This is a genomic window from Marivivens marinus (assembly GCF_035969385.1).
GTDB lineage: Bacteria > Pseudomonadota > Alphaproteobacteria > Rhodobacterales > Rhodobacteraceae > SELP01.
The window spans coordinates 326,007-337,853 of sequence record NZ_JAYKKJ010000004.1; the positions used below are offsets into that span (position 1 = coordinate 326,007).

The window sequence follows — 11,847 nt, forward strand, 5'->3', positions numbered from 1 at the left end:
GGCTTATCTGTCCGGTGGGATCAGGCCCAGCCCGCGCAGATAGACGCCGATGCCGGATTCCAGCAGGTCTTCGGGCGGGAAGGGCGATTTGGTGCCGGGGCTGCCGCGTGCGAACAGTTCGACCACCCCGTGGCTCAGCGCCCAGATATGGGCGGAAAACATTTGTGGCGGCGGCCGTTTTTCCGGCGGGATCTGCATGGACAGTTCCACGGCGGCCTTTTCCAGCACCCCCATGGCGCGGGTCGCGACGGCGTGCAGTTCTGGTGTGCGCTGGATCGAAATGCCGCTTTCGAACATCGCCACGTAATGCCCCGGAAACCGGCGGGCAAAGGCAAGATAGGCGCGTCCTGTCGCCTCGAACGCGGACAGCGGGGTGGGTTTGCCGTTGTCGTAGGCGTGTTCCATCAGGTCGGCGAAAATCTCGTATCCCTGCCGGGCGGCTTCGGCGATCATGTCCTCGCGCCCTTCGAAATGGCGATAGACCGCCGCCGGGGTGACGCCCGCCTCGCGCGCGGCCTCGGACAGGGTAAACCCGGTCGGGCCCTTCTCTTCGATCAGGCGCAGGCAACCGGCGATCAGCGCTTCGCGCAGGTTGCCGTGATGATACCCGCGCTTAGCCATGCCAGATGTCCGGGCCGCCGGCGATCTTCGGATCGACCGTGCCAAGGGCGGCGCTGTCCTTGCGGGCGTAGTCCAGCTGGCACAGTACCGACCGGATCGCGTTGACCCGCGCGCGGCGCTTGTCGTCCGACCGGACCACAGTCCAGGGCGCATGGTCGGTATGGGTGCGTGTCAGTGTTTCGCCGATGGCGTCGGTATAGGCGTCCCAGCGCGACAAGCCCTTAACGTCAATCGACGACAGTTTCCATTGTTTGAGCGGGTCCTGTTCCCGGTCGAGAAAACGGCGCAGCTGTTCCGCCCGGCCCACGTTCAGCCAGATCTTGAACAGCCTGATCCCGTCGTCGACCAGCATCTTTTCAAAGTCGGGCACCTGCGCGAACCAGGCTTCGCGCTGTTCGGGGGTGCAAAAGCCAAAGACATGTTCCACCACGCCCCGATTGTACCAGCTTCGGTCGAAGAACGTGATTTCCCCGGCGGCGGGCAGATGCGCGATGTAGCGCTGGAAATACCATTGGGCGGCTTCGGTTTCGGTGGGTTTCGACAGGGCCACCACGCGGGCGCCGCGCGGGTTCAGGTTTTCGCGGAACCGCTTGATCGTGCCACCCTTGCCGGCCGCATCGCGGCCTTCGAAGACCACGGCGATCCGCTGGCCGGTGTCTTTGACCCAACGCTGCATTCGGACCAGCTCGACCTGAAGCGCCTCCAGCGCCTCTTCGTAGGCGCCCTTGTTCCACAGCCTGTCATAGGGGTAGCCGGGATCAAGGATATCCTTCTTGCCACCGTCCCTGATCGCCGCGCGGACCTGTTCCGGGGCCTCGTCACGCGCGAAGGCGCTGATTGCGCCGTCGAAAGGAAGTTCCATGCCCGTCGTCGCCTTGTCTCTTACTGCTTTGCGCCACTATGGGCCGGGGGGCGGGTTAACGCAATCCGGCCCGGTCGGCGGCGCGGTCAATGGCCGCGATGACCACCTCGGGGTGGGTATGGTGCGGCATGTGCCCCGCGGCGGGGATCTCGGTCAGGGTCGCGCCGGGGATGATCCGCGACACGGGCCGCGCGTGGATGTCGATTGGCACGATGGTGTCGGCGTCCCCGTGCACGAGTTCAACAGGTAGGTTCAAATCCGGGTATTGCGCCGACATCGCGACGACGAAGGGCCTCAGGTGGTTCACCTGACGGGCATTGGCGCGGATCGTGTCGCGCCGCAGGGTCAGGGCGGGGGCAACGTAGTGGCCATAACCTTCGGGCGCCGGGGCCGGAGCGAAGATTTCCGAGATCGTGTTTTCGACATAGCTGTCCGGCACGAAGGCTGTCAGCAGCGGGGCCAGAACCGCGCCGCCGAAGGGCGTGCCTACATAGCGATAAAGAGGGCCCAAATCGCCGGGCCAAGGCAGGGCGACCCCGCCCACGCTGACCAGCCCCGCGATATTGTCGGGGTGGTTCAACGCCCAGGCCAGCGCCACCGCCCCGCCATAGGAATGGCCCAGCACCAGCGGACGATCCGCCCCCAGCTTTGCCGCGGCCGCCTGCAACAGTTCCGCCTGTTCCGCCGGGCTTTCGCCGCGCGGGGCGAAGGCCGCGCTGAACCTGTCATTGACCCGGTCGGAATAACCAAGGCCGGGCCGGTCAAAGACGATCACCCGGTAGCGGTCCGCCAGTATCGGGGCGAAGGAAAATGTCATGTCCCGCGTGCTGCCGCTGGCCCCGTGGATCAGCACGAGGTCCGGCCCCGATCCCATGACGACGGCGTGGACGGTGCGGCCGTTCACATCCACCAGCTGGCCGGTCGGTGGAAACTCGGCCCGGGCAAGCCGTTCGTGCCGCGCCGCACGCCAGTGCACCAGCGCGACGAAGATTAGGGACAGAACAAGGACGATAACAACAATACGCATGGGCCAGAGCCTAGGTCGCGACGCCGGAAATGCCAGACCGACCCGGCGTCAGCTGCGCCAGTCGGTGGATTTGCTGCCAATCTCCGCCATGTCATAGGGCGTGGTCAGATAGACTTCGGAAATCCAGTTGCCATACAGAAGATGGGCGTGGCTGCGCCAGCGGTTCTGCGGTGCCTGCGACGGATCATCGTCCGGGTAGTAGTTGGCGGGGACGTTGATCGGCGTGCCGTTGGCAATGTCGCGGTCGTATTCCTGCTTCAGCGTATCGCTATCATATTCGAGGTGGTTGAAGATATAGAGTGCGCGATGGGCCGGATCTTCGACCAGCGCCGGTCCCGTCTCCTCGCTGTCGATCAGGATGTTCAACCCGGGTTTCGACAGGATCTCGTCGCGCTTCATCTCGGTCCAGCGGCTGACCGGCATGACCATGTCGTCCGAGAACCCGCGCAGGTAGGGCGAGGACGGCACGCAGTTGCGGTGCCGGATGCAGCCAAAGGCCTTGTGGTCCAGCATGTGTTTCTGGACCCCGTGGAAATGGTTGATCATCGCCATCCCACCCCAGCAGACACCAAAGGTGGAATGCACATGGGTCCGCGTCCATTCGAATACGCGGGTCAGCTCCTCCCAATAGGTCACCTCTTCAAACGGCAGGTGTTCGATGGGGGCACCGGTGATGATCAGCCCGTCCAGTTTCTCGCCCGAAGCTTCGATTTCCGAAAACGGGCGATAGAATTCCTCCATATGTTCGGCGGCTGTGGTCTTGGTCTGATGTTCGGACATGCGGATCAGGACGAACTCGATCTGAAGCGGCGTGGCGCCGATCAGCCGGGCGAACTGGTTCTCGGTCTGGATCTTCTTCGGCATCAGGTTCAAAAGCCCGATCCGAATGGGCCGGATGTCCTGATGGTCGGCCGCGTCCACGTCCATCACCATCACGCCTTCGCGCTTGAGCACGGCATGGGCGGGCAGGGTGGATGGCAGCTTGATCGGCATCAGTCAGCTCCGGTTGAATCTCTGGAAGGTCAGGTAGATAGGCGGTTCAGCCCCGCATCTCAAGGGCGTCTGCGATCACCTTTTCAAAGTCGGCGGCGGTCTGGACCGCGCCCATCTTTTCGGCGCAGACGGTCAGGCCCCAGCGGTCTGCCATGGCGCGGTAGCGGGGCTGGCGGTGGGCCAGCGCACGGGCATAGGTCCAGCGGATAAAGGCGTCGGGGTCCACCGCGTCTTCGGCGCAGCCCTGCTCAGCCAGGTAGTCCGCCCAGCATTGGGTCAGGAATTCAGGCTGATAGGCCATGGGTTTCGGCGCGCGGTCGAACCGGCGGACCAGTTCGGCGGTATGGGCGTCGGACCCTTCGATCCAGACCATCAGGGTCTGGGCCGACAGCTCCGCCATGATCGGATCGTCGGGATTGTCGGGGTCCACCCATTCGCAGATCGACCCGCCCGTATCGCAGACGAAATGCGGGTAGCCATACAGCCCCTCGGCCCGGTCGATGAAGTAACCGGTGTCCATCAGCGCGTTGATCTCGGCGCGGCGAAACTGGTCCTGCCTGCGGCGGTATTCGGCAATCGGGGTGCCACCCTGCGCCGGGTTGCCCGGTTTGCCCAGATAGGTCGACACCGGGGTCAGGTTGTTGAAGGTGATGTTGGACCCGATGTAGATCGAATCCGACATCAAGAGATCGCGCAGGAACGGCACTTTCATCGCCTCGCGCTTGGCGTTGTCGGCGATGAATTCACCCATGTATCGGGTGCCGATCCGGTAATCGACGGAATAGTGGAACCAGTCGCCTTGCGCCCGCAGCACGTTGGACACATGGGTCTTGCCGAGCCCGGACATACCGAACAGAAGGACGCGCTTGCGCGGGGCGTTGAGCCACTCAGAGGCGGTGTAGTAAATCATGCGCCCTGCCTAGACGGTCGGGCCCGCCCTGTGAAGATGGATTGTGCAACGAAAAACCCCGCCCGAAGGGGGCGGGGCCAATCTCAGGTTTCTGTCGCGCGGATCAGAAGCTCATGCCGACCTTCACGCCGACGCCGATGGCCGAGTTATCCTCGAACACGCCGGTCGGGGCGGTTGCGTCGCCGACGTTGATGTAGCGAATACCGCCCGAGATCTCGACGCCATTGTCCATGGTGTAGGCGCCACCAACCTGGATGCTGAAGTAGCCATCGGTCGGGGCGAGGGCCGAGGCCAGACCGCCCTGCGCCTTTTCATAGCCAAGGCTGACCGATCCCGCGAAGCTGTCCGAGAACCGGCGGCCAACGCCGATGTTATAGGTGATGGAATCGCTGTCGGGGGCGTAGAGTTCGCCTGCCGGGCCGCTGTCGGTCACGGTTACGGCGGACCAATCCGCCCAGCGGATCGACCCGAACAGAAGCGTATCGGCCGCGATACCGGTCTGGAAATCCAGATTGACGGACTGCGGGAAATCCGCGGTCAGGGTGGTGGGAACGGTGATCCCGTCAAGTTCGAGGCTGATCGCGCTAGAATAGGTCAGGGCCACGCGCAGGGCGATGTCCGGGATTTCATAGGCGCCCCCGACAACATAACCGACACCGCTGCCGGAGCTATAGTCGTTCGCAAACGCACCTAGGTCGATTGATCCGCTGCCGTTCAGCATCCGGACACCTGCATGGGCCGAGACCCGTTCGTTGATCTGGTATTGGCCGAGGGCGGTGATCGACATTGTTTCGACCGATGCCATCGGAACCGCGCCACCGCCGATGTCGGGGTATTCGATGGCAGCGCCGAACGGTTGATCGACGATCAAGGCAAAAGCCACATTGTCGTTCACCTGGGTCCGCATGGCGAACCCGATCGACGAATAGGGCTGTGCGACAGAGCCTTCGCCCGCGTAGGGCGCGCTGCTGGCGGTAACGCTGGGCATCACATAGCCAAAGCTGAATTCGGCATAATTGCCGTCTTCGAAAATCGCGCCGATCCCCTGGCCGGACCGGTCAAGGCCGCCCGCATGTGCCAAAGTGGTCGACATCAACAGGGCAGCGCCACCTGCGACAAACTTCTTCATTTTGTTATCCTCCCGTCGCATGGGACTTGCCATGCTGTTCCTCTTCCTGCGCAGGAAAATACGGAAGCGGTCAAAAAACGGTCAATTATTTACGCTACGTCAGCAAATCGTTTGCGCCGCAGCGTCACAAAAATGTCCCGCGCGTTAACCTTTTGCCGCCCGGACGTTGATCCAGTTGGCGGCAAAGATGACGGCCGCGCCGACAAAGACCAGCGCGTCGATTGGTTCGGCGTAGACCAGCATTCCGATGATCGCGATCAGCGGCAGGCGAGCAAAGTCGATGGGCATGACAAAGGACGCCGGGGCAAGGCGCAACGCGGTTGTCAGGCAGAAATGCGCAAGCAAACCGGCGCACCCGATCAGGAACAACCACGGCGTAGTCGCGGGGGACGGCAACATGAAATCTCCATCGTAACCCGCTGCAATGGCGCCGAAAATGGCTTGCAGGACCGTGAGGTAAACAAGGATACCGGTGATGGTTTCGGTGCGGGTCAAGCGGCGCGTCAGCACAGCCGTCAGCCCGAACCCGACCGCCGAAAGGGCCGCCGCCCCCAATCCCCAGGACAGCGCGTCGGGGCTGGGCCGTGCCACGATCAAGATGCCGATGAACCCGAGCGCTGCCGCCATGGCGCCGGTTCGGGTTATCCGTTCGCCCAGAACCAGCGGCGCCAGAAGGATCGCCCAGATTGGCGTGGTGAATTCCAGTGCGAAAACCTGGGCCAGGGGGATCGCGGTCAGGGCATAGAACCAAAGGTTTTGACCCGAGAAATGTGCAAGGTTTCTAATAAGATGCAACCCGAACTTCGCGCGGCTTACCTGTCCCAGAGTACCCGCATAGCCCGCGACCGAAAAGACGATCACGATCCCGACGCAGGACCGGTAGAACATGATCTCGAAGGTATCGAGCTCGAACGAGACTGCCCGCCCGGCCACGGCCATTGAAGTGAAAGAGACGATGGCCCCGATCATCCAGAAGGCTGCGCAGACGTGCGGCGCCATGGTCAGCCGTCGACTTCGGTGATCTGGTAGTCGCGGGGGATACCGGCGCTGACTTTCGCCCAGTCGGAGGCCCCGGCGCGGGCCTGATGCGCGTCAAAGGCGGCCCGGTCGGTGAACAGTTCGGACACCATGAACCGGCCAGCGATGCTGTCGCTTTCGACGACGTTGAATTCGACACAGCCCGGCTCGGCCCGTGTCAGGGAGATATGCGTGGGCAGGGCGGCACGGATGTCATCCAACCGCTCTGCCGGTACGTCGATATGTCCCGCCAGCCGGATCATTCGAGTTCGATCGTCCCCGGCGGTTTCGAGGTGCAATCGTAGAACACACGGTTCACGCCTTTCACCTCGTTAATGATCCGGGTGGAGGTTTCGCCAAGGAAATCATGGGTGAACGGGTAATAATCGGCGGTCATCCCATCGACCGAGGTCACGGCCCGCAGCCCGATGGCGTAGTCATAGGTCCGCCCATCGCCCATCACGCCCACGGTCCGCATCGGCAGGATCGCGGCGAAGGCCTGCCAGATCTCGTCATACAGGCCGTGCTTGCGGATCTGATCGATATAGACCGCATCGGCCTGCCGCAGGATGTCCAGCTTTTCGCGGGTAATCTCGCCGGGGCAGCGGATGGCGAGGCCGGGGCCGGGGAAAGGGTGGCGCCCGATGAAATGGTCGGGCAGGCCCAGTTCGCGGCCTAATGCGCGCACCTCGTCCTTGAACAGCCCACGCAGCGGCTCGACCAGTTTCAGACCCATCTTTTCCGGCAACCCGCCGACGTTGTGGTGCGATTTGATCGTGACGGAGGGACCACCAGAAAAAGACACCGATTCAATGACATCGGGGTAAAGGGTCCCCTGCGCGAGGAATTCGGCGCCTTCGATCGTATCGGCGTATTTCTGGAACACGTCGATGAACAGCTTGCCGATGGTCTTGCGCTTCACCTCGGGGTCGCTGACGCCTTCCAGTTCACCCAGGAACAGGTCGGATTCATCGGCGTGGATGAGGTTCAGGTTGTAGTTTTCACGGAACATCTGAACGACCTGTTCGGCCTCGTTCAGGCGCAGCAGGCCGTGGTCCACGAAAACGCAGGTCAGCTGATCGCCGATCGCCTCGTGCAGCAGGATGCCGGTGACGGAACTGTCGACGCCACCGGACAGGGCACAGATCACCTGCTTGTCGCCAACCTGTGCGCGGATCGTTTCGATCATTTCCTCGCGGTAGGCGCCCATGGTCCAGTCGCCCGAGAAGCCCGCCAGACGCACGAAGTTTTCATAAAGCTTTGCGCCGTTCGGGGTGTGGTGCACCTCGGGGTGGAATTGCACCGCAAAGAAGTTGCGTGCGGGGTCGGCCGTGATGGCAAAGGGCGCGCCGGGCGAGGTGCCGAAGACCTCGAACCCGGGGGCGATTTTCGACACGTGGTCGCCGTGGCTCATCCAGACCTGTTCGCGCCCGCCGTCAAACCATCCGTCCAGAAGCGGCAGCTTGGCATCGGTGGGGGTGACATAGGCGCGGCCGAATTCGGCGGTGCCATGGCCCGATTCCACAAGGCCGCCAAGGCATTGCATCATGACCTGCTGGCCATAGCAGATGCCCAGGATCGGAACCCCAAGGTCGAACACCGTCTCCGGTGGCCGGGGCGACCCCTCGCGGGTGACGCTGTCGGGCCCGCCCGAGAAGATCACAGCCTTTGGTGCAAAATCAGCAAGGAAGGCGTCGGTGACGTTCTGGTAGGGGTGGATTTCGCAATAGACGTTCAGCTCGCGCAGGCGCCGCGCAATCAGCTGCGTGACCTGGCTGCCGAAGTCGATGATAAGCAGTTTTTCGTGGGACATGCTGGACATGCCGCCTGATAGGCTTGACCCGCGATTTGCGCAAGCCCTTCGCGTGACGGGGCCGCGCGGCGCGGTCTGACACGCCAATGTCGCTTTTGCCCCTAGCAGGACGCAATTCAAGCACAGGGGCTTGGCTGTGCGGCGTATCAGCATCCCACATACCTTACGGAGGGAATCAAGATGTCGGATGTTGCAGCTGCTGGTGGTGGTCGTCGCACACGGGGTGGCGGTGGCGCAGCCCGCCGGGCCGAACGGTCCGCGGTCAGTGTCGAAACCGCGAAATATATCGAACGCAACATTCCCAACCTTGATATCCTCCACCCCGAAGCGGTCGAGATCATCGAAGCCAACGCCGAACAGGTTCTGGAAGAGATCGGCGTCAACTTCGTCGAAAACCCCGCCGCGCTGGAGCGTTGGCGCGAGGCCGGGGCCGATGTGGATGGCGAACGCGTCCGCCTGCCCAAGGGGCTTGCCCGCGAGCTGATCAAGACCGCCCCGTCGGAGTTTACCCAATACGCCCGCAACCCGGAGCGGAACGTGGTCATTGGCGGCCGGAACCTTGTCCTTGCCCCCGTTTATGGCCCGCCCTTCGTCCGCGACATGGACGGTGGCCGCCGATATGCCACCATCGAGGATTTCCAGAAGTTCGTGAAACTGGGCTATATGTCCAAGTGGCTGCACCATTCGGGCGGCACGGTGTGCGAACCGACCGATGTGCCAGTGAACAAGCGCCACCTTGATATGCTGCTGGCGCACATGACCCTGTCCGACAAACCCTTCATGGGGTCTGTGACCGAGCCCAGCCGGGCTCAGGATTCGGTCGATATGGCGTCGATCCTGTTCGGGGCGGATTTCGTCCAGAACAACACGGTGATGACCTCGCTGATCAACATCAACTCTCCCATGACCTTTGACGGGATCATGATGGGCGCGCTGGAAGTCTTTGCCGCGAACAATCAGGCGTCGATCATTTCGCCGTTCATCGTCGGCGGCGCGATGGCGCCCGTCTCGGTGACTGGCACCCTGACCCAGACGCTGGCCGAGGTTCTGGCCGGGGTCGCCTATAGCCAGCTGATCCGCAAGGGCGCGCCGGTGATTGCCGGAACCTTCGTCACTTCGATCGACATGAACTCTGGCGCGCCGACCTTCGGCACCCCGGAAGCCAGCCAGATCACCTATGGCATGGGTCAGATCGTGCGCCGCCTTGGGCTGCCTTACCGGTCGGCCGGGTCGTTCACCGGGTCGAAACTGCCCGACGCGCAGGCTGCTTATGAAACCGCCAACAGCCTGAATATGGGCCTTCTGTCTGGTGTGAACTTTATGTTGCACTCTTGCGGCTGGCTCGAAGGCGGGCTGGTCTCGAGCTTCGAGAAATTCGTGATGGACGCCGACCAGCTGGGCACCCTGCACAAGATGGCCGAGGGTGTGAAATTCGACGAGAATGCGCAGGCGATGGACGCGATCCGCGAAGTGGGCCCCGGCGGCCACTACCTTGGCTGCGCCCATACGCAGGCCAACTTCAAGACCTCCTTCTGGCGTTCGGACCTGCTGGACTACAAACCCTTCGAACAATGGGACGAAGAGGGCGCGCGCGACACGATGACCCTTGCCAACCTGCGCGTGAAGAAGCTGCTGGAGCAATACCAGAAGCCGGCGCTGGACGCAGGCATCGAAGAGGCGCTGAACGCCTATGTGGCGGAAAAGAAAGCGTCGATGCCCGACGCCTTCATGTGATCCAGACTGACAATCGGGGCGCCTTCGGGCGCCCCTTTCATGTTGCGGGTCAGGCGCGGGTGACCGCGCGAAGAATGCGGGCCTCGCCCATGATCGCGATCAGCACCTCGACATGGCGGGCGATGGAATAATCGGCGCGATCCTCGCGCCGTTTTGTGTCCAGGTCGCGCTCAAGCTCGAGAAGATGAAGAATCGCCTCGCCCGGCCGGGGCGGTGCCGGGCGGCGCAGGATTCGGCCCAGATGCTGATCCCGGCTATAGTCATCCACCCCGATCCGGGCCGACTGAACAAGGAGTTTGGGCCGGTTCAGCTGGCCGACGAGTCCGAGAATATCAAGCATGGTGCCCCCTTTGGCTTAACGAGTTTGTTCGAAAAGTGACACAACTATGGCGTGTGTTGCGCCATCGACGATTCCAGCGAACGCAATCGTTACGGGCGTTTAGACTTTCTAAACCATGCTGATCCATGGCTGCCCTGTTAAGGTTTAGGTAAGAAAATCAACTTTAGGTTGTTATCGGTACCAGAAAGGTGCTGCCGGATGCTGGGTCCGACCAAGGGGGTAACGGATGGCTGCCGAGAATCGGCGTTCTATCGTGGTGCGCATGCCCGACTGGGTTCCGCCTGCGGCCCTGAACTACCTTGTCCATACGGAAATGGGCATGTCGATCCGCGCGCTTGCGCGGGCATCGGATTGCCATGCCTCGACCATTCTCAGGCAGGTGCGGCGCTATGAAAACCGGCGGGATGATCCGCTGGTAGACGATGCGCTGCGGCGGTTGTCCCGGCATGTTCCACGACCCACAGTTCAGGACGAGGAGGCGGCGCAGCCCATGACGATTGATATTCGCCGATCAGCGGTTGGCGCGGATGACAAACCGTCGGAGGCCCGGATCGCAGCGGAAGGTCTGCGCATTCTGCGCCGCCTGTGCGAGGCGGGCGCGGTTCTTGCCGTAGCCCGCGACATGGATACCGCCGTTGTGGTCCGCGACGTGCCGGGCGGTGAAACGACCCGAACCGCAACAGTAGGCTGCGACGTGGCGCAGGCCATGGCGCTGCGGGAATGGATTTCCTGTGCCGAACCGGGCGCACGGGTGGTCCGATACCGCATCACCAACACTGGGCGCGCCGAATTGAAGAAACTGATGGCGGCGGACGAAAACCGCGCGGTGCAGGGGTTTTCTGAGGCGCGCGCCGAATTTCGTGGCCGCGCCGCCGAGATCGAGGATCTTGCCGGGGACGATGGTTTTGATGGGCGCGGAATGCGCTATGCCCTTGGGGAAAGCCCGTTGATCGGCCTGTCCCGCCGCCGCGACAAGGATGGGCAACCGTTTCTGACGCGGGATTTGGTGGCGGCGGGAGAGCGGCTGCGCGAGGATTTCGAGTTGGCGAACATGGGGCCGAAGGTGACAACCGACTGGACCGGATTTCTGACCGGACCGTCCCGCGGTGTCGGTGGTGGCGGGCAGGGCGGGGCAGAGGCTGCCCATGGGCGCGTCGCCGCGGCGCTGGCCGATCTGGGCCCGGGGCTGGGCGATGTCGTGCTGCGCTGTTGCTGCTTTCTTGAAGGGCTGGAACAGGCCGAGAAGAAACTTGGCTGGGCGGCGCGATCTGGCAAGATCGTGTTGCGCATCGCGCTGCAACGCTTGCGTCGCCATTACGAGGAAACCCAGGGAAAATACGGGCCGAAGATCGGCTAGGCGCACCCGGTTTGATCCCAGCGCAGCCCGGCCTTGCACCGGGC

At 62.9% G+C, this 11,847-nt stretch carries 12 protein-coding genes; 2 read left to right on the forward strand and 10 right to left on the reverse strand.

Translation table 11 applies throughout. The features are described 5' to 3' along the window. Positions 1 to 3 precede the first annotated feature (3 nt). The 9 genes from U3648_RS08650 to guaA form a co-directional block, all read right to left on the reverse strand. Positions 4 to 621, reverse strand: a complete 618-nt coding sequence (locus U3648_RS08650) for a TetR/AcrR family transcriptional regulator (RefSeq protein WP_420858831.1) — start codon at positions 619 to 621, stop codon at positions 4 to 6. Beyond that, a complete protein-coding gene (gene ppk2, locus U3648_RS08655) occupies positions 614 to 1,483 on the reverse strand; it encodes a polyphosphate kinase 2 (protein ID WP_420858832.1) in 870 nt (289 codons plus the stop codon). Before ppk2 ends, U3648_RS08650 begins: the two co-directional genes overlap by 8 nt. A gap of 55 nt (positions 1,484 to 1,538) precedes the next feature. Then, the gene (locus U3648_RS08660; RefSeq protein ID WP_420858833.1) at positions 1,539 to 2,510 is read right to left on the reverse strand and encodes an alpha/beta fold hydrolase; all 972 of its coding nucleotides are present in this window, start codon (positions 2,508 to 2,510) and stop codon (positions 1,539 to 1,541) included. A gap of 48 nt (positions 2,511 to 2,558) precedes the next feature. Then, positions 2,559 to 3,503, reverse strand: coding sequence for a homoserine O-succinyltransferase (locus U3648_RS08665; protein ID WP_420858834.1), 945 nt, complete (start codon positions 3,501 to 3,503; stop codon positions 2,559 to 2,561). A gap of 46 nt (positions 3,504 to 3,549) precedes the next feature. After that, a complete protein-coding gene (locus tag U3648_RS08670) occupies positions 3,550 to 4,413 on the reverse strand; it encodes an ATPase (RefSeq protein ID WP_420858835.1) in 864 nt (287 codons plus the stop codon). A 103-nt stretch (positions 4,414 to 4,516) separates the two neighbouring features. Then, on the reverse strand, positions 4,517 to 5,542 hold the full coding sequence (locus U3648_RS08675) for an OmpP1/FadL family transporter (protein WP_420858836.1): 1,026 nt from the start codon (positions 5,540 to 5,542) through the stop codon (positions 4,517 to 4,519). Positions 5,543 to 5,686: 144 nt separating this feature from the next. Next, positions 5,687 to 6,541, reverse strand: a complete 855-nt coding sequence (locus tag U3648_RS08680) for a DMT family transporter (RefSeq protein ID WP_420858837.1) — start codon at positions 6,539 to 6,541, stop codon at positions 5,687 to 5,689. A gap of 2 nt (positions 6,542 to 6,543) precedes the next feature. Then, positions 6,544 to 6,822 carry a putative quinol monooxygenase gene (locus U3648_RS08685; RefSeq protein ID WP_420858838.1) on the reverse strand — a complete coding sequence of 93 codons (279 nt, stop codon included), beginning with the start codon at positions 6,820 to 6,822 and terminating at the stop codon, positions 6,544 to 6,546. Continuing rightward, on the reverse strand, positions 6,819 to 8,372 hold the full coding sequence (guaA, locus tag U3648_RS08690) for a glutamine-hydrolyzing GMP synthase (RefSeq protein WP_420858911.1): 1,554 nt from the start codon (positions 8,370 to 8,372) through the stop codon (positions 6,819 to 6,821). The genes U3648_RS08685 and guaA overlap by 4 nt, the downstream gene beginning before the upstream one ends. 180 nt (positions 8,373 to 8,552) lie before the next feature. Between guaA and U3648_RS08695 the strand changes: the two genes are divergently transcribed. Continuing rightward, on the forward strand, positions 8,553 to 10,106 hold the full coding sequence (locus U3648_RS08695; protein WP_420858839.1) for a trimethylamine methyltransferase family protein: 1,554 nt from the start codon (positions 8,553 to 8,555) through the stop codon (positions 10,104 to 10,106). Positions 10,107 to 10,155: 49 nt separating this feature from the next. On the opposite strand, the gene U3648_RS08700 is transcribed toward U3648_RS08695, so the two are convergent. After that, positions 10,156 to 10,446, reverse strand: coding sequence for a DUF6477 family protein (locus U3648_RS08700; protein ID WP_420858840.1), 291 nt, complete (start codon positions 10,444 to 10,446; stop codon positions 10,156 to 10,158). Between the two features lie 226 nt (positions 10,447 to 10,672). On the opposite strand from U3648_RS08700, the gene U3648_RS08705 reads away from it, so the two are divergent. After that, on the forward strand, positions 10,673 to 11,803 hold the full coding sequence (locus U3648_RS08705; protein ID WP_420858841.1) for a DUF6456 domain-containing protein: 1,131 nt from the start codon (positions 10,673 to 10,675) through the stop codon (positions 11,801 to 11,803). Positions 11,804 to 11,847 lie beyond the last annotated feature (44 nt).